At 73.8% G+C, this 22816-nt stretch carries 21 protein-coding genes; 12 read left to right on the top strand and 9 right to left on the bottom strand.

The genetic code is table 11. The features are described 5' to 3' along the window. Genes GA0070613_RS18560 through GA0070613_RS18570 form a run of 3 tightly spaced genes read right to left on the bottom strand, consistent with a single transcriptional unit; the run spans window position 1 to window position 1482 of the window. The gene (locus GA0070613_RS18560) at window positions 1–432 is read right to left on the bottom strand and encodes a DUF3140 domain-containing protein (RefSeq protein WP_089013463.1); all 432 of its coding nucleotides are present in this window, start codon (window positions 430–432) and stop codon (window positions 1–3) included. After that, window positions 419–637 carry a hypervirulence associated TUDOR domain-containing protein gene (locus tag GA0070613_RS18565; protein WP_089013464.1) on the bottom strand — a complete coding sequence of 73 codons (219 nt, stop codon included), beginning with the start codon at window positions 635–637 and terminating at the stop codon, window positions 419–421. Before GA0070613_RS18565 ends, GA0070613_RS18560 begins: the two co-directional genes overlap by 14 nt. A 38-nt stretch (window positions 638–675) precedes the next feature. Continuing rightward, the gene (locus GA0070613_RS18570; protein WP_089013465.1) at window positions 676–1482 is read right to left on the bottom strand and encodes a class I SAM-dependent methyltransferase; all 807 of its coding nucleotides are present in this window, start codon (window positions 1480–1482) and stop codon (window positions 676–678) included. A 358-nt stretch (window positions 1483–1840) separates the two neighbouring features. On the opposite strand from GA0070613_RS18570, the gene rpsA reads away from it, so the two are divergent. Then, window positions 1841–3334, top strand: coding sequence for a 30S ribosomal protein S1 (gene rpsA / locus GA0070613_RS18575; protein ID WP_089013466.1), 1494 nt, complete (start codon window positions 1841–1843; stop codon window positions 3332–3334). A 143-nt stretch (window positions 3335–3477) separates the two neighbouring features. Continuing rightward, entirely contained in the window at window positions 3478–4659 is a 1182-nt protein-coding gene (coaE, locus tag GA0070613_RS18580; protein ID WP_089016038.1) for a dephospho-CoA kinase, read from the top strand. Between the two features lie 8 nt (window positions 4660–4667). Here the strand turns inward: coaE and GA0070613_RS18585 are convergent, their stop codons facing one another. After that, the gene (locus GA0070613_RS18585) at window positions 4668–6239 is read right to left on the bottom strand and encodes a hypothetical protein (protein ID WP_157746382.1); all 1572 of its coding nucleotides are present in this window, start codon (window positions 6237–6239) and stop codon (window positions 4668–4670) included. A 298-nt stretch (window positions 6240–6537) separates the two neighbouring features. Here GA0070613_RS18585 and uvrB point away from each other — a divergent pair, with 298 nt between their 5' ends. The 4 genes from uvrB to GA0070613_RS18605 all read left to right on the top strand — a co-directional run bounded on the left by uvrB (window position 6538) and on the right by GA0070613_RS18605 (window position 10938). Then, window positions 6538–8643: an excinuclease ABC subunit UvrB gene (uvrB, locus tag GA0070613_RS18590; RefSeq protein ID WP_089013467.1), complete on the top strand. Its 2106-nt coding sequence runs from the start codon at window positions 6538–6540 to the stop codon at window positions 8641–8643. 16 nt (window positions 8644–8659) lie between these two features. Next, window positions 8660–9487, top strand: coding sequence for a helix-turn-helix domain-containing protein (locus tag GA0070613_RS18595; protein ID WP_089013468.1), 828 nt, complete (start codon window positions 8660–8662; stop codon window positions 9485–9487). 24 nt (window positions 9488–9511) lie between these two features. After that, window positions 9512–9880: a VOC family protein gene (locus tag GA0070613_RS18600; protein ID WP_089013469.1), complete on the top strand. Its 369-nt coding sequence runs from the start codon at window positions 9512–9514 to the stop codon at window positions 9878–9880. A 149-nt stretch (window positions 9881–10029) separates the two neighbouring features. After that, window positions 10030–10938, top strand: a complete 909-nt coding sequence (locus GA0070613_RS18605) for a helix-turn-helix domain-containing protein (RefSeq protein WP_089013470.1) — start codon at window positions 10030–10032, stop codon at window positions 10936–10938. 133 nt (window positions 10939–11071) lie between these two features. Here the strand turns inward: GA0070613_RS18605 and GA0070613_RS18610 are convergent, their stop codons facing one another. Beyond that, complete coding sequence (locus GA0070613_RS18610) at window positions 11072–11365, bottom strand: antibiotic biosynthesis monooxygenase family protein (RefSeq protein ID WP_089013471.1); 294 nt, start codon at window positions 11363–11365, stop codon at window positions 11072–11074. Window positions 11366–11470: 105 nt separating this feature from the next. On the opposite strand from GA0070613_RS18610, the gene pnuC reads away from it, so the two are divergent. The 3 genes from pnuC (at window position 11471) to GA0070613_RS18625 (ending at window position 14538) form a co-directional block, all read left to right on the top strand. Further along, the gene (gene pnuC / locus GA0070613_RS18615; RefSeq protein ID WP_089013472.1) at window positions 11471–12124 is read left to right on the top strand and encodes a nicotinamide riboside transporter PnuC; all 654 of its coding nucleotides are present in this window, start codon (window positions 11471–11473) and stop codon (window positions 12122–12124) included. After that, the gene (locus GA0070613_RS18620) at window positions 12121–13224 is read left to right on the top strand and encodes an AAA family ATPase (protein ID WP_231929263.1); all 1104 of its coding nucleotides are present in this window, start codon (window positions 12121–12123) and stop codon (window positions 13222–13224) included. Before pnuC ends, GA0070613_RS18620 begins: the two co-directional genes overlap by 4 nt. A 315-nt stretch (window positions 13225–13539) precedes the next feature. Then, a complete protein-coding gene (locus GA0070613_RS18625) occupies window positions 13540–14538 on the top strand; it encodes a TerC family protein (protein ID WP_089013473.1) in 999 nt (332 codons plus the stop codon). Between the two features lie 58 nt (window positions 14539–14596). On the opposite strand, the gene GA0070613_RS18630 is transcribed toward GA0070613_RS18625, so the two are convergent. After that, window positions 14597–15532, bottom strand: coding sequence for a C40 family peptidase (locus GA0070613_RS18630; RefSeq protein WP_089016040.1), 936 nt, complete (start codon window positions 15530–15532; stop codon window positions 14597–14599). A gap of 58 nt (window positions 15533–15590) precedes the next feature. Beyond that, window positions 15591–16688 carry a mandelate racemase/muconate lactonizing enzyme family protein gene (locus GA0070613_RS18635; protein WP_089013474.1) on the bottom strand — a complete coding sequence of 366 codons (1098 nt, stop codon included), beginning with the start codon at window positions 16686–16688 and terminating at the stop codon, window positions 15591–15593. Between the two features lie 44 nt (window positions 16689–16732). On the opposite strand from GA0070613_RS18635, the gene GA0070613_RS18640 reads away from it, so the two are divergent. Next, window positions 16733–17530 carry a tyrosine-protein phosphatase gene (locus GA0070613_RS18640; RefSeq protein WP_089013475.1) on the top strand — a complete coding sequence of 266 codons (798 nt, stop codon included), beginning with the start codon at window positions 16733–16735 and terminating at the stop codon, window positions 17528–17530. Between the two features lie 128 nt (window positions 17531–17658). On the opposite strand, the gene GA0070613_RS18645 is transcribed toward GA0070613_RS18640, so the two are convergent. Beyond that, the gene (locus GA0070613_RS18645) at window positions 17659–18525 is read right to left on the bottom strand and encodes a serine hydrolase (protein ID WP_089013476.1); all 867 of its coding nucleotides are present in this window, start codon (window positions 18523–18525) and stop codon (window positions 17659–17661) included. Window positions 18526–18596: 71 nt separating this feature from the next. On the opposite strand from GA0070613_RS18645, the gene GA0070613_RS18650 reads away from it, so the two are divergent. Further along, window positions 18597–19262 carry a class I SAM-dependent methyltransferase gene (locus GA0070613_RS18650; RefSeq protein ID WP_089013477.1) on the top strand — a complete coding sequence of 222 codons (666 nt, stop codon included), beginning with the start codon at window positions 18597–18599 and terminating at the stop codon, window positions 19260–19262. A 112-nt stretch (window positions 19263–19374) separates the two neighbouring features. On the opposite strand, the gene typA is transcribed toward GA0070613_RS18650, so the two are convergent. After that, window positions 19375–21243: a translational GTPase TypA gene (typA, locus tag GA0070613_RS18655; RefSeq protein ID WP_089013478.1), complete on the bottom strand. Its 1869-nt coding sequence runs from the start codon at window positions 21241–21243 to the stop codon at window positions 19375–19377. 134 nt (window positions 21244–21377) lie between these two features. On the opposite strand from typA, the gene GA0070613_RS18660 reads away from it, so the two are divergent. Continuing rightward, entirely contained in the window at window positions 21378–22790 is a 1413-nt protein-coding gene (locus GA0070613_RS18660) for a DedA family protein (RefSeq protein ID WP_089013479.1), read from the top strand. Window positions 22791–22816 lie beyond the last annotated feature (26 nt).

Genomic DNA, 22816 nt, shown 5'->3' on the forward strand with positions numbered 1-22816 from the left:
TTACCGTCCCGGTCCGCGGCGCGCCTTCGGTGGGGCGCCGCGCCTCTCGAGGGCCCGCCGGGACGGGCCGCCCGGCGGTGGGAGCGGAGCCTTGAGGGGGTCGTGACCCCAGTTCATCAGGGAGTACCGCCACCGGGTCGCGCGGACGTCGCCGCTCGGTCGCTGCGCCATGTGCCGCCGTACGTACCCGACGACCTTGCGCATGTGCTTGTAGTCGCCCTCGGAGAGCTGGTCGCGCTTGCGCCGCAGCAGCTGGATGATCTTGCGGCCGGACTCGTGGCCGACCGACTCGCCGCCCGTGGTGCCCTTCTTCCGCCAGCCGACGTGCTTGGACTCGTCGGACTCCAGCCACTTCTGCAATTCGCCGGGCTTCATGTTCACCGCCTCGGTGAACTCCCGATAGCTGTCGCGGCCGTCGTCACTTCGGCTCACGGCGCAGCGCCTCCGGTCGGTGGGCGACGTCCCGGCCCGAGTCGTCGTTGCGGATCCGGTACTGCGGGTCCTCGGCGGAGGCGTTCACGGGATGCCCGCGGATGTGCGTCCGGTCGATGAGCTTCTCCTTGACCACGCCGTGCGCCCGCCCGCTGTGGCTGGCCCAGGAGACGTGGTCACCCGCGTGGAACTCCTTCTCGGCCATGCCCCGGGGTACCCGGGGCCGGCGAGCGGAAACGACGGCTACCGCTCGGCGGGCTTCTCGGCGACGAAGATGGCGGTGCCGGGGAAGAGGCGGCCGCGCAGCGGGCTCCACTGCCCCCAGATCCCCTCGTGCCCCTCCGGCCACTCCGGCTCCACCAGGTCCAGGAAGCGGAACCCGGCGCCGACGATCTCCCGGATCCGGTCGCCGAGGGTGCGGTGCTGCTCGACGTACGTGGCCACCCCGTGCTCGTCCTGCTCCACGTAGGGGGAGCGGTCGAAGTACGAGTGGACCGCGGTCAGCCCGCCCTCGCCGGGATCGTCGAGGAAGATCCAGCGCATCGGGTGGGTGACCGAGAAGACCCAGCGGCCGCCGGGGCGCAGCACCCGGAACACCTCCCGCATCACCGCGGCCGAGTCGTCGACGAACGGGATCGCGCCGAACGCCGTGCAGGCGGTGTCGAACGCCGCGTCGGCGAAGGGCAGCGCGAGGGCGTCCGCCTGCACCAGCGGGACGCGTACCCCGGTGGTGTCGGCGGCGAGCGCGGCGTGCCGCAACATGCCGGCGGACAGGTCCAGGGCGACCGGCCGGGCGCCCTGGGTGGCCAGCCACCGGGCGGCGGCCGCGGCGCCGCTGCCGAGTTCCAGGATCCGGCGGCCGGCCAGGTCGCCGAGGAGCCGGGCATCGGCCTCGCGCAGCCCCTCGGGGCACCAGACGAAGTCCACGTCGCCCAGGAACGCGCCGTGCTCGGCCTGGTAGTCGTCGGCGTCGGTGTCCCACCAGCCCCGGTTGGCCCGGCGTACCTCCGCGTCGCCCACCCGGCGTCGGCCCACCCTGTCGTCATCCACCCGCTCACGCTAGGCCCCGCGCCCGGTCGGCGGGCGGGCGGACCGGTGGGGCCGATGGGGCGCATGTGACGGACGAGACAGCCGTGGCACCTTGCCGTTCGAAATCTCCGCTTTCGCAGCTGACGAGGTCGCGGGGAGACGGGAGGGCTTGCACGCTGTGGTAATGCAGCGGGTAGGCTAGACGATGCGCTCGCGGATCGTGTGCCTCGGCAGGGAGCAGGTGCGCGGTCACCGGAGCCACTAATGATCTTCTCTTGGCGATCGTTCGGTGTGCCCGGCGGCGAATCCGCTGGCGCGAAAAGGTCACCGCGACACCACGCCTGCTGTGACAACCCATCCGACCGGAGCAACCGCCCACATGACGAGCAGCATCGAGGCCCCCTCGAGCGCCACCCGGGTCACCCACGACGATCTCGGTTCCGAGGAAGCTTTCCTCGCCGCGATCGACGAGACCATCAAGTACTTCAACGACGGCGACATTGTCGAAGGCACCGTCGTCAAGGTCGATCGGGACGAGGTCCTGCTCGACATCGGCTACAAGACCGAGGGTGTCATCCCCTCTCGTGAGTTGTCGATCAAGCACGACGTGGACCCCGCCGAGGTCGTCTCGGTCGGTGACCACATCGAGGCCCTGGTCCTCCAGAAGGAGGACAAGGAGGGTCGTCTGATCCTCTCCAAGAAGCGGGCGCAGTACGAGCGGGCCTGGGGCACGATCGAGAAGATCAAGGACGAGGACGGTGTCGTCCGCGGTTCCGTCATCGAGGTGGTCAAGGGTGGCCTCATCCTCGACATCGGGCTGCGCGGCTTCCTGCCCGCCTCCCTGGTCGAGATGCGGCGGGTGCGCGACCTGCAGCCGTACGTCGGCCGCGAGCTCGAGGCCAAGATCATCGAGCTGGACAAGAACCGCAACAACGTGGTCCTGTCCCGCCGGGCCTGGCTGGAGCAGACGCAGTCCGAGGTGCGCACCGAGTTCCTCAACAAGCTGCAGAAGGGCCAGGTCCGCAAGGGCGTCGTGTCCTCGATCGTCAACTTCGGCGCGTTCGTGGACCTCGGCGGCGTCGACGGTCTGGTGCACGTCTCCGAGCTCTCCTGGAAGCACATCGACCACCCGTCCGAGGTCGTCGAGGTCGGCCAGGAGGTCGAGGTCGAGGTCCTGGACGTCGACCTGGACCGCGAGCGGGTCTCGCTGTCGCTGAAGGCGACCCAGGAGGACCCGTGGCGTCAGTTCGCCCGCACCCACGCGATCCAGCAGATCGTGCCGGGTAAGGTCACCAAGCTGGTGCCGTTCGGCGCCTTCGTCCGGGTGGACGACGGCATCGAGGGTCTGGTCCACATCTCCGAGCTGGCCGAGCGCCACGTGGAGATCCCGGAGCAGGTCGTCCAGGTCGGCTCCGAGGTCATGGTCAAGGTCATCGACATCGACCTCGAGCGTCGCCGGATCTCGCTGTCGCTCAAGCAGGCCAACGAGGGCTTCGTCGAGGGCGAGGAGCACTTCGACCCGACCCTCTACGGCATGGCCGCGACGTACGACACCGAGGGCAACTACATCTACCCGGAGGGCTTCGACCCGGAGACGGGCGAGTGGCTCGAGGGGTACGACAAGCAGCGCGAGACCTGGGAGAACCAGTACGCCGAGGCGCGTCAGCGCTGGGAGGCCCACACCAAGCAGGTGCAGACCTCCCGGGCCGCCGACGCCGAGGCCGCTGCCAACCCGGCTCCGGCCGTGGCCGCCGGTGGCACCACCACCACGACCACCACGGCCCCGAGCCGGCAGGCCGAGGAGCCGGCTGGCACCCTGGCCACCGACGAGGCGCTCGCCGCGCTGCGGGAGAAGCTCGCCGGCGGCAAGTGACCCGCTGACGACGATGGGCCCCGCTCCCGCCGATCCGGTTCCACCGGGTCGCCGGGGCGGGGCCCTCGCTTGTCCCCGCCCGGCCACCGTCCCGGCCGCTCGGCGGTTTGGTGGTGCGGGCGGTGATCCGGTTGACTGGTCCGGTGCTGATGGTGGGACTGACCGGCGGGATCGGGTCCGGCAAGAGCGCCGTGGCGGCCCGGCTGGCCGAACTCGGCGCGGTGGTGATCGACGCCGACCAGGTCGCCCGCGAGGTGGTCGCCCCGGGCAGCGCCGGGCTGGCCGAGATCGTCGCGACCTTCTCCGACCGGGTGCTCGACACCCACGGCGCCCTGGACCGGGCGGCGCTGGGCGCGGTCGTCTTCGCCGACGAGGCGGCCCGCCGCCGGTTGGAGGCGATCACCCATCCCCGGGTCCGGGCGCGTACCGCCGAGCTGGTCGCCGCGGCGCCGGCGCATGCCGTCGTGGTCAACGACGTGCCGCTGCTGGTGGAGGTGGGGCTCGCGCCGACGTACCACCTGGTGGTGGTCGTGCGGACGGCGGTGGCCACCCGGCTGGAGCGGCTGGCCCGCGACCGCGGCATGGACCGCGCGGAGGCCGAGCGGCGGATCGCCGCGCAGGCCGACGACGCCCGCCGGCGGGCGGCGGCCGACGTGGTGCTGAGCAACGACGGTGATCTGGCGGAGCTGCACGCGGCCGTGGACGGCCTGTGGCGCGACCGGCTGGTCCCGTACGAGGAGAACCTGCGGGCGCGGCGGGCGGTCCGGCCGGAGCGGGTGGTGCTCACCGAGCCCGATCCGAGCTGGCCGCAGCAGCACGCCCGGCTGGCCGCCCGGATCCGGCACGCGCTCGCCCCCGCCGACCTGCGCATCGACCACATCGGCTCGACCGCCGTGCCCGGGCTCGCCGCGAAGGACGTCCTCGACATTCAGCTCGCCGTGCCGTCGCTGGCCGAGGCGGACGGGCCGATCGCCGAACGGCTCGCCGACGCCGGCTTCCCCCGGCTGCCCGGCGAATGGTGGGACAACCCGCGTCCCGCCGGCAGCGGTCGGTGGGAGAAGCGGTTGCACGGCAGCGCCGACCCCGGCCGTCCGGTGTACCTGCACCTGCGGGTGACCGGCTCCCCGGGCTGGCGGTACGCGCTGCTGATGCGCGACCACCTGCGCGCCGACCCGGACCAGCGGGCCGCCTACCTCCAGCTCAAGCGGGAGCTGGCGGCCTCAGCGCCGGACGGCGCGACCTACGGCACGCTGAAGGACCCCTGGTTCGACGAGGAGCACCTCCGGGCGGAGGAGTGGGCCGCGCGGACGGGCTGGCGGCCCTGACGGCCGGGTCAGCGGGGTTTCGACCGGTCGGTGGGCCGCGGCATGGCGGTGGGCAGCGCCGGTACCGGTCCCGGGGTGAGCTCGAGCTGCGCCCACACGCCGCGCCCGGTCCGCAGCTCCACCCGGCGCAGCAGCCCGTCCCGGTCGATCCAGTAGCGCAGCGGGGCCCGGCGGTCCCGCAGCTCGATGACGTCGACGGTGCGGTCGGCCAGCCGGTCGCCGCGCAGCCGGACCGCCGACCTGGCGTCGGCCGGCGGGCCACCCGCCCGCAGCGCGGCGCCGACCAGCCGGTCCAGGTCGTCGGTCGGGGGCGCGGGGGGCGACCAGGAGACGCCGGCCGGCGCCGGCAGCGGCGGTCGGGCCGGCAGCTCCGCGGTGCCGCCCTCCGTCGGCACTTCCACCCGGGTGGCCTGGCCCGCCCGGTGGCGCAGCAGCGTCCGGCGTCCCGGCGTGCCGACCTCGCCCACCGCCAGGTACGCGGAGGAACCCGCCCAGTTCAGCCAGCCGGCGGCGCGCAGGTTCGCGGTCGGGCCGAGTGGCGCGGTTCCGGTCAGCGCGGCGCCACCGGCGGCCCGTAGCCGGCTCGGCAGCCGGGTCAACCGGTCGGCCTCGGCGTCGGTGAGCGCCCGTGGCAGGCCGGGCCGGCCACCCAGGGCGTCGACCGGTCGCAGGGTCGGGCGGTCGCTGCGTTCCAGCTCCACGGTGACCGGCGTGTCGTCGGGCAGTCGCCCCGCCAGCCGGTGCAACCGGGCGTCCCGGTCGAGCCAGAGCCGGACCTGTCGGACCGGCGCCGGTGTCGCCGGAGCCACCGCGGTCGGGCCGGCGGCGAGCGGCGCCTCCAGCAGGTCGACCGGGGTGCCGGCGGTGGACTCTCGACCCAGCCAGCGCGCCTCGGCGGCGACCGGGTCGGGTCGGTCCGCGCTCAGGGCGAGGAGCAGGTCGAGCACGGCGGTCAGGCCGCGCCCCGGGGGAGGTTCCCGCAGCTGCCAGCGGTCGGTCGGGGGCACCAGCGGCGGCGGGGCGGGGGTGGCCGCCGCGCTCGGGTCCGGCCGGGCCACCAGCGCCGTCGGGGTGGCCTGGACCAGGCCCCGCTCCGCGCCGGCTGCCGGACCGCCGACGTCCAGGTAGACCAGTGGCCGGGCCCAGTCGACCCAGCCGACCAGTTCGGTCCGGGCCGCCCCGGCGCCGACGGTGACGTGCACCCCGGAGCGGACGTCCCGGTAGGCGGTGACCCGCATCGCCGCCAGCCGCTCCGCCTCGGCCGCGGTCAACGGGCGGGCCGGGTCGGCCGGCTCGGACGGCGTCCAGCTCAGCAGCCCGGCGACCAGGGCCGCGGCGGAGGCCGTCGCCGCCACCCCGAGCGCGAGCAGGAGGCTCCGGCGCCGGCTCGGCCGCGCGGGCGGGTCCCCCGCGCCGTCCGGCTCGGCCCCGGGCGGGCGCTCCGGTCCGTGGCCGACCGGGGCGGTTGCGGTACGCGGTGCGGCCGCTTCGGCGACCGGCGCGGCGGCCCGCCGGCGTCGGGCGCGGCCGGCGGCGGGTGCGGGAGTGGGGCGGGGGGGCCGCCCGGGAGAGTTCTCCACAAGTGGAGAACGCGGCTGCGGGACTTGGGTGACGAGCAGGGGCGCTCGCGGCGGCCGGTCAGCGCCTCCAGCGCGACCACGTCGGGCGCGCACGCCGGTGATGTCCGGGTGCTGCAGCCCTCGGTGCCGGGGGCGGCCGTCCCCTGAGGGGGGCCGCCGGCCCGGTCGGCCGCCGCGAGCGGCCTACGTCGAAAGCCTAGCTCCGTGAGATGTGGCACACAATGGGAATATCGAAGCCGATCACGGACCCTCCGTGGTCGGCCCGGAACTGTCGGACCCGCGGCGTACGGTTGATGTCATGGCGCTCGACATTCCCCGGCTCGACGGCCGCTTCCAGGTCGTCAGCGAGTTCCAGCCGGCCGGCGACCAGCCGGCGGCCATCGACGACCTTGAGCGTCGGGTTCGGCGCGGCGACCGCAACACCGTGCTGCTCGGCGCGACCGGCACCGGCAAGAGCGCCACCACCGCGTGGCTGGTCGAGCGGCTGCAACGGCCGACCCTGGTGCTCGCGCCCAACAAGACCCTCTGCGCCCAGCTGGCCAAGGAGTTCAGCGAGCTGCTCCCGCACAACGCGGTGGAGTATTTCGTCTCCTACTACGACTACTACCAGCCCGAGGCGTACATCCCGCAGACCGACACCTACATCGAGAAGGACTCCTCGATCAACGAGGAGGTCGAGCGGCTGCGGCACAAGGCCACCATGTCGCTGCTCACCCGGCGCGACACGATCGTGGTGGCGACGGTCTCGGCGATCTACGGCCTGGGCACCCCGGAGGAATACCTCGAGCGGGCCGTCCGGGTCGCCGTCGGGCAGGAGCTCGACCGCGACCAGCTGCTGCGCCGGCTGGTCGACATCCAGTACACCCGCAACGACATGGCCTTCCAGCGGGGCACCTTCCGGGTCCGCGGCGACACGCTGGAGATCATCCCGGCGTACGAGGAGCTAGCGGTCCGGATCGAGCTCTTCGGCGACGAGGTGGAGAAGCTCTACTACCTCAACCCGCTCACCGGGGACGTGGTCCGGGAGGTCGACCACCTGCTGATCTTCCCCGCCACGCACTACGCGGCGGGGCCGGAGCGGATGGAGCGGGCGGTCCGCGACATCGAGGTGGAGCTGGGCGAGCGGCTGGCCGAGCTGGAGCGGCAGGGCAAGCTGCTGGAGGCGCAGCGGCTGCGGATGCGCACCACGTACGACATCGAGATGATGCGCCAGGTCGGCTTCTGCTCCGGCATCGAGAACTACTCCATGCACATCGACGGCCGGCTGCCCGGCAGCCCGCCGCACTGCCTGCTCGACTACTTCCCGGACGACTTCCTCACCGTGGTCGACGAGTCGCACGTGACCATCCCGCAGATCGGCGGCATGTACGAGGGCGACGCGTCCCGCAAGCGGATGCTCATCGACCACGGCTTCCGACTGCCGAGCGCCGCCGACAACCGGCCGCTGCGCTTCGACGAGTTCCTGGAGCGGGTCGGCCAGATGGTGTTCCTCTCCGCCACCCCCGGTCCGTGGGAGCTGGAGCAGGCCCAGGGGGAGTTCGTCGAGCAGGTCATCCGCCCGACCGGCCTGATCGACCCCGAGGTCGTCGTGAAGCCCACCAAGGGCCAGATCGACGACCTGATGCACGAGATCAAGCTGCGGACCGATCGGGACGAGCGGGTGCTGGTCACCACGCTGACCAAGAAGATGGCCGAGGACCTCTCGGACTACCTCCTGGAGAACGGCATCCGGGTGCGTTACCTGCACTCCGAGGTCGACACGCTGCGCCGGGTCGAGCTGCTGCGCGAGCTGCGCAAGGGCGACTACGACGTGCTGGTCGGCATCAACCTGCTCCGGGAGGGCCTCGACCTGCCCGAGGTGTCGCTGGTGGCCATCCTCGACGCCGACAAGGAGGGCTTCCTGCGCAGCGGCCGGTCACTGATCCAGACCATCGGCCGGGCCGCGCGTAACGTCAGCGGCCAGGTGCACATGTACGCCGACAAGATCACCCCGTCGATGGCGGGCGCGATCGACGAGACGAACCGGCGGCGGGCCAAGCAGATCGCGCACAACGAGGCGAACGGGATCAGCCCGGAGCCGCTGCGTAAGAAGATCCACGACATCCTCGACGACATCTACCGCGAGGCCGAGGACACCGAGAACAGCCGGGTCGGCGGCGCGGCGCGGCAGCTCTCCAGGGGCAAGGCGCCGGTCAAGGAGACCCGCAGCCGCAGCCGGGGCGGCGCCACCCCGTCGCGGGAGGGGATGGCCCGGGCCGACCTGGCCAACCTGATCCAGGAGCTCAACGACCAGATGCTGGCCGCCGCGCGGGAGCTTCAGTTCGAGCTGGCGGCCCGGATCCGCGACGAGGTTTCCGACCTCAAGAAGGAACTGCGGGGGATGGACGCCGCCGGCGTGAGGTGACGGACGGAGGCCGGGGATGGGCGCGTTCGAGGTCGTCGTCGGTCGGCCCGACGTCCGGCTGCGGCCGTTCGTCGACCGGTACGTCGGCTACCGCGAACGGGCGGAGCTGCCCCTGGTACGCCGGGAGGCGGCCGGCGCCTTCGTGGTGCTCATCCTCGGCTGGGGCGCCCCGCTGGACGTGGTCGACCCCCGGTGCGCCGAGCGCGGGGCGTACCGGGTCGACTCCTTCGTGGCCGGCACTTTCGACGCGTACTGCGTGACCCGCACGATCGGGGTGGGCATCGGGGTGGAGCTCCTGCTGGCGCCGTTGGCGGCCCGCCGGATCCTCGGCGTGCCCCTGGGCGAGTTCGCCAACCGGGCGGTGGCGGTGGAGCGGTTCCCCGGCGGGTGGCTCGACCGGCTCCGGTGCCGGCTGGCCGAGACGCCGGACTGGCCCGGGCGGTTCCGCCTGCTCGACGGCGCCGTGGCCGCACGCCTTGCCGCCGCCGAGCCGGTGGATCCCCGACTGACGTGGGCGTGGCGACGGCTGGCCGGCAGTGCCGGGCGGGTGGGCGTCGGCGCGCTCGCCGAGGAGCTCGGCTGGAGTCGCCGCCACCTGGCCACCGTGTTCCGGCGGGAGGTGGGGCTGCCCCCGAAGACCACCGCCCGGTTGCTCCGCTTCGCGGGAGCCCATGCGGCGCTGACCGGCGATCGGCCGGTTGGCGAGGGGGCCCCGGCCGGCACCGCCGAGCTGGCCGTCCGCTACGGCTACTACGACCAGTCCCACCTGATCCGGGAGTTCCGCGAGTTCGCCGGGGCGACGCCGGCCAGCCTGGCCGGGTCACATTCGTCCAATCCGGGCTGACGGACGGGGCGGCACAGTGGAGCCATGCGAACCTTGTATCCGATCTTCAGGTACCCCGATGCCCGCGCCGCCATCGACTGGCTCTGCACCGCGTTCGGTTTCACCGTGCACGCGGTGCACGACGCCCCGGACGGCTCGGTGGCGCACGCCGAGCTCACCCTGGACACCGGCATGATCATGCTCGGTGAGCGGTCCGAGCCGCGACCGCGACCGGCCGACGACGACTGGTCGGTCTACGTCGCGCTCGACGACGTCGACGCGCACTGCGCGCGGGCCCGCGCCGCGGGCGCCGAGATCGTCCGGGAACCCTTCGACACCGACTACGGCTCCCGCGACTACGCCGCCCGGGACCTCGCCGGCCACGTCTGGTCTTTCGGCAGCTACCGGCCCTGAGCCGAGTCGCCCCCGCCTGGGTCCCGGGGCCACCGCCGCGTCCCGGGGCCGATCCGCTGCCGCGCACTCCCGGCGGATGGTCGCACTGTGCGAGCAAGGTATTGCCGTGCGTGACGACCGTGCGTACTCTCCCTCGGTGGGAGGCTGGAATGCCGTTGTCAGCAAGTCCTGTCGTCCGGCGGGTGCGGCTCGGCGCCGAGCTGCGCCGGCTGCGCCACCGGGAGTCGCTCACCCTGGAGCAGGTCTGCGGCCGGCTCGGCTGGGCGTCCACGTCGAAGTTGTCCCGCATCGAGCTGGGGCAGAGCCGGCCGGATCTGGCCGACGTGCTCGACCTGCTCGACGTCTACGCGGTGCCGCCGGGCCAGCGGGAGGCGCTCGTCGTCATCGCCCGGGATGCGGCGACCGGCCGCGGCTGGTCGAAGGCGCTGGGCGAGATGGGGGAGCGGCAGCGGGCGTACGCGGAGTTGGAGGCGGGTGTCGCCCGCCTCGTGGAGTACCAGCCCGCCGTGGTGCCCGGGCTGCTCCAGACCCCGGCGTACGCGCGCCTGCGGGTGACCGCCGGTGCGCTGCTCGACGACGAGGTGGACGTGGAGGCCGACGTGCGGGCCCGGCTCGCGCGGCAGGAGGTGCTGCGCCGGGCTGACCCACCCGAGTACATCGCGCTGCTCGACGAGCGGGCCTGCGATCGCGGCGGCACGCCGGTCGAGGTCTGGCGGGAGCAGCTGCGGCACCTGGTGGTCCTCGCCGACCGGCCGAACGTCACCGTCCGGCTGGTGGCGCGCCCCGCGGCGCCCCGCGGCGGCATTCACCCGTTGACGGGGTTCTCGCACTACGCGTTCCCGGACCCGGCCGATCCCCGGACGGTGCTGGTGGAGACGCTCACCACCGACCTGCGCCTGGTGACCGACACCGAGGTGACCCGGTACGAGCGGCTGGTGGAGTGGTTGCTCGCGGTCGCGCTGCCGGCCGACGAGACGGCGGCGCTGCTGGCCCGGCAGGCGGAGCAGCCCGTGGTGCCGCGCCCCCGCGCCGCGCCGGACGTCCCGAACGGCAGCTGACCCGATCCGGACTGGTCAGCGGCAACCGCCCCGCGAGGGTGTCGGCGCGCGGCCACCGGGCCCGGCGGCCCCGATGCCCGTCGGGACCGGCGGCCGGCGCGTCGCACGCACGCTATCCGGCGGGTACGACAGCTCAGGCCGGCACGTCGACGAAGTGCTCGACCAGGGGCGGGCCGGCGAAGTGCGGGCCGATCAGCGCGCGCCACTGCTGGAACTTCTCGCTCTGCCGGAAGTGGACGTCGTGCGCCTCGACCGAGTCCCACTCGACCAGCAGCACGAACCGGGAGGGGGACTCGACGCCCCGGGTCATCCGGACGGAGCGGCAGCCCTCCGTGCCGGTGATGATCGCGTACGCCTGCGCGTAGGCGGCGGCGAAGGCGTCCTCGTGCCCGGGCGTCACGTCGATCTGCGCGACCTCAAGAACCATGCCGGAAGCCTCGCACGCCGGCCCGGCCACCGCGGGGGCAGGGGTCTTCCCCGGTCCGGGCCGGCGCTCTAGGGTGGGCGCGCGGAAGCAACGGGGGAGGACCACATGCTCGACTGGCTGACCGGCACGGCGTTCACCGTCGCGGGGACCGGCACCACCTGGGCGGAGCTGCTCGGCTTCGCCACCGGCGTGGTCAACGTCTGGCTCGTCGCCCGGCAGCACATCGCGAACTGGCCGATCGGCATCGCCAACGTGCTGCTGCTCATGCTGCTCTTCTGGACCGCCGGCCTGTACGCCGACGCCGGCCTCCAGGTCGTCTACGTGGTCCTCGGCGTGTACGGCTGGTGGCACTGGCTGTTCGGCGGGGAGCGGCGCAGCCGGCTCACCGTCGCCCGCACCGGCCACCGGGAGTGGTGGGCCCTCGGGGTCGCCGGGGTGCTGCTCACCGCCGGGCTCTGGGCGCTGCTGGACCGGGCCACCGACTCGACGGTGCCGTTGGCCGACGCGGTCACCACCGCGCTCTCGCTGCTCGCCACGTACGGGCAGACCCGCAAGCTGGTGGAGAGCTGGTGGCTGTGGATCATGGCCGACCTGATCTACATCCCGCTCTACGCGTACAAGGGACTCTGGCTGACCGGCGGGCTCTACCTGATCTTCCTGGCCCTCTGCGTGGTGGGGTTGCGGGCCTGGCGGGCCGACCTGCGCGAGCGGTCGACGGCGCCCGCGGTGCCGCCCGGCCCGGCCCCGGTGGCCGCGTGACCGGGCCCGGCGACGGCGGGGAGCGGGAGTTCCGACACGGGATGGTGGTGGGGAAGTTCTACCCGCCGCACGCCGGGCACCACGCGCTGATCGAGGCCGCCGCGGCCCGCTGCGCGGCGGTCACCGTGGTGGTCGCGCCGTCCCGGCGGGAGTCGATCCCGCTGGACGACCGGGTCGCCTGGCTGCGCGAGGCGCACGCGGCCACCCCGTGGGTGCGGGTGGTGGGCCGGTACGACGACCATCCCGTGGACTACGCCGACCCGGTGGTCTGGGACGCGCACTGCGCGGTGTTCCGGGAGGCGGTCGGGCCCGAACCGGTCGACGCGGTCTTCTCCTCGGAGGCGTACGGCGCGGAGCTGGCCCGCCGCTTCGACGCCGTGCCGGTCTGCGTGGACTCCGACCGGCGGGGGGTGCCGGTCTCCGGCACCGCGGTGCGGGCGGACCCGGTGGGGCACTGGCGGTGGCTGCGCCCGCCGGTGCGGGCCTGGTTCGTCCGCCGGGTCGTGGTGGTGGGGGCCGAGTCGACCGGCACGACGACGATGGCCGCGGCCCTCGCGGCCCACTACCGCACCGCCTGGGTCCCCGAGTACGGGCGGGAGCTGACCGCCCGCAAGCTCGCCGAGCTGCGGTCGCGACGCCCGGAGGCGACGGTCTTCGACGTGGCCTGGGGGCGGGACGACTTCGTCGAGGTGGTCCGGGCGCAGCAGGCCGCCGAGGACGCGGCGGCCCGGACCAGTGGACCCCTGCTGTTCTGCGACACGGACGCCCGGGCCACCGCGGTCTGGGAGGAGCGGTACCTCGGTTCGGCCTCGCCGGCGGTCCGGGCGGCGGCCCGCCGGCCGGCGCCCTACCTGCTCACCGACCACGAGAGCGTCCCGTTCGACGACGACGGCCTGCGCGACGGGGAGCACCTGCGGGCCTGGATGACCGGGCGGTTCCGGTCCGAGCTGGCCGACGGCGGGGTGCCGGTGGTGGAGCTGCGTGGCCCGCACCCGCAGCGGCTGGCCACGGCGACGGCGGCCTGCGACGCGCTGCTGGCGGCCGGTTGGTCGCTCGCCGACCCCCAGCTGCCGCTTCCTGACGGGCACCTAGCCTCCTAGGACGTCGCAGCGGATGTGACCTGCCGCACATCGGAAAAGTGATCCCAGCGCCAATCAGGGTCGCCGGAGATGCGCCGGCCGCCCCGGATGGTGAAGAATGGCGGCCGAGGAGGGGAGTATTCCCCCGCGACGGAGTCGTCAGCACGGACGGCCGCCGACCCCTGGCGGCACGACCCGGCTCCGTCGGTCAGTGGCCCGTCATCGGGTCGGTGGCGGAAGAGACCTCCGACAGTCACCAGAGTCAGCGTCGACGCACCCCGGCCCCTCACCCGGCGTACGGTGTGCCCGACGCTGCGTGTCTGCCGGAGGATGGAATTGAACGTGTCCGGATGGGTGTGGGCCGGGACTCTCGTCGCGATGACGGCGGTCCTGCTCGTCGACCTCTTCATCATCGGTCGGCGCCCGCACGAGCCCAGTGTGCGGGAGTCGAGCCTCTGGGTCGGCTTCTACGTCGGGTTGGCCCTGCTCTTCGGTGCCGGCCTCTGGGTCAGCTCCGGCCCGAGCGTGGCCGGCCAGTTCTACACCGGGTGGCTCACCGAGTACAGCCTCTCGGTGGACAACCTCTTCGTCTTCGTGATCATCATGGCCCGGTTCGGGGTGCCCCGGCAGTACCAGCAAAAGGTGCTGCTCGTCGGCATCGTGCTGGCGCTGGTCATGCGGGGCGGCTTCATCGCCGCCGGCGCCGCGCTGATCTCCCAGTTCTCCTGGGTCTTCTACATCTTCGGCGCGTTCCTGATCTACACCGCGGTCAACCTGGCCCGGCAGGGCGAGCCGGACGAGGACGAGTTCAGCGAGAACCTGCTGATCCGGTGGAGCCGCAAGGCGCTGCCGATCTCCCGGGACTTCGACGGCGCGAAGATGACCACCCACGAGAAGGGCCGGCGGCTCTTCACCCCGATGCTGATCGTGATGATCGCGATCGGCACCACCGACCTGATCTTCGCCCTCGACTCGATCCCCGCGATCTTCGGCATCACCCAGGAGCCGTACCTGGTCTTCACCGCGAACGTCTTCGCGCTGATGGGGCTGCGGCAGCTCTACTTCCTGCTCGGCGGGCTGCTGGACCGGCTGATCTACCTCAGCTACGGCCTTGCCGTGGTGCTCGGCTTCATCGGGGTCAAGCTGGTGCTGGAGGCCCTCGCCGACAACAACCTGCCGTTCGTCAACGGCGGCCAGCACGTCGGCTGGGCCCCGCACATCCCGATCTGGCTCTCCCTGGCGGTCATCCTCGGCACCCTGGCCGCGGCCACCGCGGCGAGCCTGGTCAAGTCGTCCCGCGACCGGCGCCGCGAGCTGGCCGAAGCCCGACGCTGACCGCCCGTCGGGAACGGGGCGCTCCCGTCGTCGGGAGCGCCCCTGTCCGGGTACGAGGTTAGACCCGGTGCGCGCCGACCAGGGTGGCCTCCCGGTCGGCGGGGAGCCGCTCCTCCACCACCCGGCGCTGGAGGTAGCAGGCGTGCAGCATCCGCCGCTCGCCGCCGTGCGGCTCCGTGCTGACGATGCCGACGTGGTGGATCCGGCGACCAGGCCGGGCGAAGAAGTAGAGGTCGCCGGGGCGTTCGTCGCCGAGCGCCAGCGGGGTGGTCCGCTCGGCCTGGGCGTGGGCGTCCCGGGGGAGGGTCACCCCGAACCGTCGCCAGGCCAGGTGCACCAGGCCAGAGCAGTCGATGCCGTGGCTCGACATCCCACCCCAGATGTAGACGAGGTCGCGGAAACGCTCGGCGACGGCGAGGACCTCCTTGGCCTCCGGCCACTCGGTCGGCAGCGGGACCACGTCGCCCTCGGGCACCCAGAGCGGGTCGGCGCGCCCCGGGGCGTGGACCGCTCGCCACCCGTCCACGGCCCGGCCGGCCGCGGCGAGGCGGGTGCCGAGGATCACCCCGGACAGCGTCACCGGCCCGTCGGGCGCGGCGTGCAGGGCGGTGACCGTGGCATCCACCACCAGGGCCGCGGCCGAGGCATCCGGTCCGGTCGCGGTCGGGTTGGCCGGACCCGTGGTCAGGTGGGCGGCGGGGAGCCAGCCGGGGTAACCGCGCGGGTCGAGCCCAGCGGCCGGCTGCTCGCCGGCGATCACCCGCGCCCAGCCGTCGGCGCGCAGCTCGGTGACGCGCACCCGCTCACCGAGCAGCAGCTGGCTGAGCACGCATTCGCCGACCTGCTGGTCGGTGTCCATGCCGGCGATCCAGGCCGGCACGTCGGGCGCGGTGGCCAGCGCGGGGCGGTCGACCGGCCGTACCGCCTCTGGGGCACTCCAGAGGGTCGCCACCGGGACCCGGACGACGGCCTCGCGGCCCACTTGCAGCTCCACGTCCACTCCCACCTCGCGCCGCTGTCTCCCGCGACCCTATGAAAGATCTTAACGGCCATCAACCACGGGTCTGCATCTTTGCTTCAGCGACCGAGGTGACCGCGAGCCCGGGGGCGTCCGGCAGCACGACCGTCGCGCCGTCGTACCGGATCCCGCCCCGCACCGGTGACCAGGCCAGCCACCAGGCGGCGTCCAGGTCCGACACGGCGGTGGTGCCGTAGGCCGCGACCAGGCTGGCCGCGGCCCCGACGCCGATCTGACTCTCCATCATCGAGCCGACGATCGTGCCGACGCCGTGCGCGGCGGCCAGGTCGAGCAGGGTGCGGGCCGGGTGCAGGCCGCCGCACTTGGCGAGTTTGACGTTCACCATGTCGGCCGCCCGGCGGCGGATCACCTCGACCAGGTCGCGGACGCCGAAGACCGACTCGTCGGCGAGGATCGGCAGGTCGACGCGGTCGCTGACCCAGGCCAGCCCGTCCAGGTCCCAGCGGGCCACGGGCTGCTCGACCAGCTCGACGTCGAGGCCGGCGTCCTCGATGCCGCGGATGATCCGAACCGCCTCGCGCGGCGTCCAGCCCTGGTTCGCGTCCAGCCGGATCCGCACCCCCGGCCCGACCGCGGAACGGACCGCGCGCACCCGGTCCAGGTCCCCGCCGGCGTCGGTGCCCACCTTCAGCTTGAGCACGTCGAACCCTTCGGCCCGGCGCTGCTTGGCGGCGGCGGCCAGGTCGACCGCATCGCCGGCGGCCAGGGTGACGTCCGTCGGGACCCGGCGGGTGGTGCCGCCGAGCAGCCGGACCAGCGGTACGCCGAGCCGCCGGGCGGCCAGGTCGTGCAGCGCGACGTCGACGGCCCCCTTGGCGGACTCGTTGCCGGCCACCGCCCGCTGCACCTCGCCGCAGCGGGCCACCAGGTCGTCGGCGTCCCGCCCGGCCAGCGCCGGGGCGATGATCTCCCGGACGCAGGCCTCCGCGCCGGCGATGGACGCGCCGGTCACCTGCCAGACCTGCGGCGCCTCGCCGAAACCGGACCGCCCGTCGTCGTCGATCAGTTCCACGACCAGGGTGTCCACGGTGGTGGTCCGGCGCAGCGCGGTGACGAACGGGGTGTGTAAGGGGGCGGAGAGCCGGTGGGTGCGTACCGCGGCGATCGTCATGTGCGGCACCCTATACGCAGGCAGGTGCGAACAGGGGAGGCCGGATGCTGCAGCGGGACTGGGAACTGGTGGGGGCGCCGAACGCCCGTGACCTGGGCGGCCTGCCCGCGGCGGACGGGCGGCGGGTACGGGCCGGCCGGCTGATCCGGACCGCCGCGCTGGGCCGGTTGACCGACGAGGACCTGCCGGTGCTGGGCAAGCTGGGGCCGGTCTGCGTGGTCGACCTGCGGGGCGCCGCCGAGCAGGAGGTCGCCCCGCCGGACCGCCTGGCCGGCGAGCCCCGCGTGGTCCACCTGCCGGTGTACGACCCGGCGCACCCGGTCTTCACGTACGTGTCGGCGGTGCTGCTCGGCCACGACCTGACCGCGTACGACGAGCTGGCCCGGGAGGGCATGCCGGCGGCGATGGCCCGGATCTATCGCTGGTTCGTCTCCGGGGAGGTGGCCCGGGCCGGGTTCGGGGCGGCGGTGCGGCTGGCGGCCGAGGAGCGGAACCTGCCCCTGCTGTTCCACTGCTCGGCCGGCAAGGACCGCACCGGTTGGCTGGCCGTCGTCCTGCTCACCGCGCTGGGGGTGGACGAGGCGGCGATCCGGGCGGACTACCTGCGGCACAACGAGCTGACCGAGAGCCTGCGCGAGGTGCTGCTGGCCGCGATGACCCGGCGGCAGCCCGAGCTCGACCCGGTGACGGCCCGGCCGCTGCTGGAGGTGCGGGCGGAGTACCTGGACGCCGCGTACGACGAGGTGCGCCGGGTGCACGGCTCGTTCGGGGCGTACCTGCGCGACGGGCTGGGCGTGACCGACGAGGTGGTCGCCGCGCTGCGGGACAACCTGCTGGAGTGAGGGGCCGCCGGCCGGGGCAAAACTGCTCCGGCCGGGTGGCGGAGCCGCGCGACGGCGGCGCGGGGCGGCGGGCCGTTCGGGTCGGCGGCGTTGCGGGCGGGTGGCGCGACGAGGGCGCGGCGCGGCGGTCAGCCGGCGAGGCTGTGGCGGGCGTCCCAGACGCGTGCCGAGATGTCGGCGATCAGGCGGCAGGCGTCGTCCTCGACCTCCTCGCCGCTCGGCCCGCCGTCGGCCAGGTCCGTGGTGGTGCAGACGACGATCGCGTACGGCGGGGCGTCGGTCGGGAAGACCACGCCGGCCCCGTGCCGCACCCCGCGTACCCAGCCGTTCTTGTGCGCGATCCGGGTGCCCTCGGGCAGCCCGGAGGCGAGGTCCTCGCGGTGCTCCTGGGCGAAGAGCACGTCCAGCATCGCGGCGCAGCTCGCCGGGGCGGCGAGCGGGTCGGGCCGGTCGGCGCCGACCGCCAGACGGCTGAGCAGGGCGGCGAGGTCGGCCGCGGTGACCAGGTTGGTGATGCCGGCCTCCCGGGCGGCGAAGTCCTCGATGCCCCGGCCGGTGACGCTGTGCCGGGCCCCGCCGAGCGCCCACGCCTGCGCCACGGCCGGCAGCCCGACCTGGCCGAGCACGATGTTGGTGGCCAGGTTGCTGGACCGCACGATCATCCGCTCGGCGAGCCAGCGCAGGGGCGCGGTGCCGCCGACCCGGTCCCACACGGCGTCGTCGTTGTCGTAGTCCTGTGCGCAGGAGAACCGGGGCGCGCCCGGCAGCGCGGAGTCGAACTCGTTGCGCACCGGGATCGGCGTGTCCAGGTCGAGGGTGCCGGCCTCGGCGGCCCGGTGCAGCGCCACCAGCACGGCAGCCTTCATGGTGCTGGCCGCGTAGTGGGTGGCGTCCGGCAGCCGGGTCCAGGTGGGTCGGGCGTCCAGCCGCCCCACGTAGGCGGAGACGGTGCCGGGCACCTTGTCCAGGTGGGCGTCGAGGTCGTCCCAGATCATGCCGGTGACCGTAGCCGATCATCGCCGCGCTCGGGGCAGCGGTCCGCCGCGCGGGGTCCTAGCGTGCTGGTATGACGACCGCCGCTTACGACGCCATCGCCGACTGGTACGAGGACTACGTCTCCACCTCCGCTGGCGACTACAGCCGGCGGATCCGGAGGGTGCTGGGGGAGCTGCTGGGCAGGGGCCCGGGCCGCTGCGTCGACCTGTGCTGCGGCACCGGCGCGCACGCCGCCCACCTGCGCCGGCTCGGTTGGGACCCGGTCGGGGTCGACCTTTCGGCCGGGCAGCTCCGGCACGCCGGGGCTCGGCTGCCGGTGGCCCGGGCCGACGCGACCGCGCTGCCGCTGCCCGACGCCGCGGTGCCGGCCGCGGTCTGCGTGCTCGCCCACACCGACATGCCGGACTACCCGGCGACCATCGCCGAGGCGGCCCGGGTCCTCGCGCCGGGCGGGCGGTTCGTCCACGTGGGCGTGCACCCGTGCTTCACCGGGGCGTTCGCCGACCGCTCCGACCCGGAGCGGATCGTGATCGACGGCGGGTACGCCGAGCGGGACCGCAGCTTCCGCGCCTGGTCGCCGCACGGTGTGCGGGCGAGGGTGGGCGCCTGGCACGTCCCACTGGCCGACCTGCTCAACGCGGTCACCGCCGCCGGCCTCACCCTGACCCGGGTCACCGAGTCCGGCTCCGGCCCGGTTCCCGACGTCCTCGCCCTCCTCGCCACCAAACCCAGCTGACCCCCCACCCCCCACCGCCCGCCGGGGAGGGGGAGGGGTAAGGAGCCGGGAGCGGAGACGGCGGAGCCCGGGCCGCCTGGGGCGGTCCGGGCTCCGGGGGTTGCGGGTTTGGTCAGCCGGCGTGCTTGCGGCGGGCGGCCATCCGGCCGCGCTGGGTCTGGTCCAGCACCACCTTGCGGATGCGCACCGCGGCCGGGGTCACCTCGACGCACTCGTCCTCGCGGCAGAACTCGAGGGCCTGCTCGAGCGACAGCTTGCGCGGCGGGATCAGCTTCTCGGTCTCGTCCGAGGTCGACGCGCGCATGTTGGTGAGCTTCTTCTCCTTGGTGATGTTGACGTCCATGTCGTCGGAGCGGGAGTTCTCTCCGACGATCATGCCCTCGTACACCTCGGTGGTCGGCTCGACGAAGAGCTGGCCGCGCTCCTGCAGGTTGATCATGGCGAACGAGGTCACCGCGCCGGCCCGGTCGGCGACCAGGGAGCCGTTCTGGCGGGTGCGCAGCTCGCCGAACCACGGCTCGTACGACTCGAAGACGTGGTGCAGGATGCCGGTGCCGCGGGTGTCGGTGAGGAACTCGGTGCGGAAGCCGATCAGGCCGCGCGCCGGGACCAGCCACTCCATCCGGATCCAGCCGGTGCCGTGGTTGACCAGCTGCTCCATCCGGCCCTTGCGGGTCGCCAGGAGCTGGGTGATGGCGCCCAGGTACTCCTCCGGGGCGTCGATGGTCAGCCGCTCGACCGGCTCGCAGGTCTTCCCGTCGATCTCCCGGGTGACCACCTGCGGCTTGCCGACGGTCAGCTCGTAGGACTCGCGGCGCATCTGCTCCACCAGGATGGCCAGGGCAAGTTCGCCACGGCCCTGCACCTCCCAGGCGTCCGGCCGCTCGGTCGGCAGGACCCGCAGCGACACGTTGCCGACCAGCTCCTTGTCGAGCCGGTCCTTGACCATCCGGGCGGTGACCTTCGAGCCCTTGACCCGGCCGACCAGCGGCGAGGTGTTGGTGCCGATGGTCATCGAGATGGCCGGCTCGTCGACGGTGATCAGCGGCAGCGGCTGCGGGGTCTCCGCGTCGGCCAGGGTCTCACCGATCATGATCTCCGGGATGCCGGCGACCGCGATGATGTCGCCCGGGCCGGCCGAGTCGGCCGGCTTGCGCTCCAGGCCCTCGGTCATCAGCAGCTCGGAGATGCGGACCCGCTGGGTGCTGCCGTCGGTGCGGCACCAGGCCACCGTCTCGCCCTTGCGGATGGTGCCCTGCCGGACCCGGCACAGCGCGAGCCGGCCGAGGAACGGGGAGGCGTCGAGGTTGGTGACGTGCGCCTGCAGCGGCGCCTCCTCCTCGTACGCGGGCGGCGGGATGGTGTCCAGCAGGGTGCGGAACAGCGGCTCCAGCGAGCTGCTGTCGTCCGGCACCGCGCCGTCCGCGGGCTGGGTCAGCGAGGCGATGCCGTCGCGGGCGCAGGCGTAGACGATCGGGAAGTCGATCTGCTCCTCGTCGGCGTCCAGGTCGAGGAAGAGCTCGTAGGTGTCGTCCACGACCTCCTTGATCCGGGCGTCCGGCCGGTCCACCTTGTTGATCACGAGGATGATCGGCAACCGGGCCTTGAGGGCCTTGCGGAGCACGAACCGGGTCTGCGGCAGGGGGCCCTCGCTGGCGTCGACCAGCAGCACCACCCCGTCGACCATGGTCAGGCCGCGCTCGACCTCACCACCGAAGTCGGCGTGGCCGGGGGTGTCGATGATGTTGATGGTGACCGGGTCGGAGCCGTCCGCCGGCATGTACCGCACGCCGGTGTTCTTGGCCAGGATGGTGATGCCCTTTTCCCGCTCGAGGTCCATCGAGTCCATGACCCGCTCGGTGGTCTCGCCGCGGGCGCCGTAGGCGCCGGCCTGCCGCAACATGGCGTCGACCAGGGTCGTCTTGCCGTGGTCGACGTGGGCGATGATGGCGACGTTGCGGAGGTCGGTGCGAAGCTGCATACCCTCCATACTCCTGTCTGCGGTTGCCGGTGCGCGTGTCGGGGTCACCCCGAGATCGCCCGGATCTCTGCCGAAACTGCTGTTCCGACCGTTCCTGCGGCTGGCATGCTGGCCCCCGTGCTGCTGGGCACCGGATGCCTGACCTGCTGATGTCGCTGCAGGGCCTGCCGTCCCTGCTGATCTACCTGGTCGCCGCGACGATCGTCGCAGGTGAGACGGCGGTGATCTTCGGCTTGCTGGTGCCGGGAGAGGCGACCCTGTTGCTGGTCGGCTTCTTAGCGTACGCGGGGACGCTCCGGATTATTCCGGCGCTGCTCGTCATGACGGGTGCTGCCGTGATAGGCGACACACTCGCCTTCCGGGCCGGCCGCCGTTACGGCCCCCGACTGCGCGCCTCCGGCCTGGGCGCCCGGATCGGCCCGGAGCGCTGGCACCGCGCGGACGCGCTGCTCGACCGGCTCGGCGGGCGGGGGCTCTTCGCCGCCCGCTGGGTGGCCTTCGCCCGCACGCTGGCGCCCCGGCTGGCCGGCGCGGCGGGTATGCCGTACCGCCGGTTCGCGCCGTGGAACCTCGGCGGGGTGGTCACCTGGGTGGGCGGCTCGGTCCTGCTCGGCTACCTCGCCGGCGAGTCGTACGAGCGGGTCTCCCACCTGCTCGGCCGGGCCACCGGCGCGGTCGCGGTGCTGCTGCTCTGCCTGGTGGCCGTGGTGCTGGCCGGCCGGTGGCTGGGCCGTAACCCCGACCCGGCGCGGGCCCTGGCGTCGCGGGCCGCCGGGCTGCCGCCGCTGCGCTGGCTGCGGGCCCGCTACGGGGTGCTGTTCCTCCTGCTCAGCACGCGGATCGGCCCGGCCTGGACGCTGCTGCTCAACCTCGCTGCCGGCCTCCTGCTGCTCTTCGCCGCGGGGCTGGCCATCGCCTTCGCGCTGGAGGCGGGGGTCCGGTACAGCGGGCTCGCGGTGGTCGACGGCCTCCTCGCCGACTGGTTCGCCGACCGGCGTACCCCCGGGGTGGTCCACGCCGCGTCGACGGCGGCCTCGGTGCTGCGCGGGTCGGTCCTGATCATGGTGGTCACGCTGGTCGCCGCCGTGCTGGCCTGGCGGCACCGGCCCTGGCGGGCGGACCTGCTCAGCGTCGTCGGCACGGTGGGGGCGTTCGTGCCGCTGGTGGTGCTGGCCGTGGTGGCCGACCTGACCGGACCGGGCGGGCCGGGCGATGCCGCCGTCCTGTTTCCGACCCAGAACGCGGTGGTGACGGCGAGCCTCGGCACGTTGGCCTGGCTGCTGTCCCGGGGAGCGCCCTGGCCGGCGGCGGTGGCGGCCTGGACCGTCGCCGTCGCGGGCGTGGTGGCGATCGGCGGCGCCCGGTTGTATCTCGGCTGGAGCACGGCGAGCGGCACGGCCACCTCCGTCCTGCTCGGAATGGCCTGGACGGCGGTGTTCATGGTGGCCTGGGCCACCCGGGACCGGGCGGTCGGCGGCGGCCGGGCGGCGGACGGGCCGACCGGCGACGAACCGGCCGTGGCACCCGGCTCGCGACGCGCCCGGTGAAGATCCGGCCGGGGAGCTGCCGGCGC

This window comes from Micromonospora inositola (assembly GCF_900090285.1).
GTDB lineage: Bacteria > Actinomycetota > Actinomycetes > Mycobacteriales > Micromonosporaceae > Micromonospora > Micromonospora inositola.

What these genes read in the sequence shown, in the direction of transcription:
- GA0070613_RS18565 (WP_089013464.1), bottom strand. Translation starts at nt 637, where the DNA reads ATGGCCGAGAAGGAGTTCCACGCGGGTGACCACGTCTCCTGGGCCAGC.
- rpsA (WP_089013466.1), top strand. Translation starts at nt 1,841, where the DNA reads ATGACGAGCAGCATCGAGGCCCCCTCGAGCGCCACCCGGGTCACCCAC.
- uvrB (WP_089013467.1), top strand. Translation starts at nt 6,538, where the DNA reads ATGGCGCTCGACATTCCCCGGCTCGACGGCCGCTTCCAGGTCGTCAGC.
- GA0070613_RS18595 (WP_089013468.1), top strand. Translation starts at nt 8,660, where the DNA reads ATGGGCGCGTTCGAGGTCGTCGTCGGTCGGCCCGACGTCCGGCTGCGG.
- GA0070613_RS18600 (WP_089013469.1), top strand. Translation starts at nt 9,512, where the DNA reads ATGCGAACCTTGTATCCGATCTTCAGGTACCCCGATGCCCGCGCCGCC.
- GA0070613_RS18605 (WP_089013470.1), top strand. Translation starts at nt 10,030, where the DNA reads ATGCCGTTGTCAGCAAGTCCTGTCGTCCGGCGGGTGCGGCTCGGCGCC.
- GA0070613_RS18610 (WP_089013471.1), bottom strand. Translation starts at nt 11,365, where the DNA reads ATGGTTCTTGAGGTCGCGCAGATCGACGTGACGCCCGGGCACGAGGAC.
- pnuC (WP_089013472.1), top strand. Translation starts at nt 11,471, where the DNA reads ATGCTCGACTGGCTGACCGGCACGGCGTTCACCGTCGCGGGGACCGGC.
- GA0070613_RS18635 (WP_089013474.1), bottom strand. Translation starts at nt 16,688, where the DNA reads ATGACGATCGCCGCGGTACGCACCCACCGGCTCTCCGCCCCCTTACAC.
- GA0070613_RS18640 (WP_089013475.1), top strand. Translation starts at nt 16,733, where the DNA reads ATGCTGCAGCGGGACTGGGAACTGGTGGGGGCGCCGAACGCCCGTGAC.
- GA0070613_RS18645 (WP_089013476.1), bottom strand. Translation starts at nt 18,525, where the DNA reads ATGATCTGGGACGACCTCGACGCCCACCTGGACAAGGTGCCCGGCACC.
- GA0070613_RS18650 (WP_089013477.1), top strand. Translation starts at nt 18,597, where the DNA reads ATGACGACCGCCGCTTACGACGCCATCGCCGACTGGTACGAGGACTAC.
- typA (WP_089013478.1), bottom strand. Translation starts at nt 21,243, where the DNA reads ATGCAGCTTCGCACCGACCTCCGCAACGTCGCCATCATCGCCCACGTC.
- GA0070613_RS18660 (WP_089013479.1), top strand. Translation starts at nt 21,378, where the DNA reads ATGCCTGACCTGCTGATGTCGCTGCAGGGCCTGCCGTCCCTGCTGATC.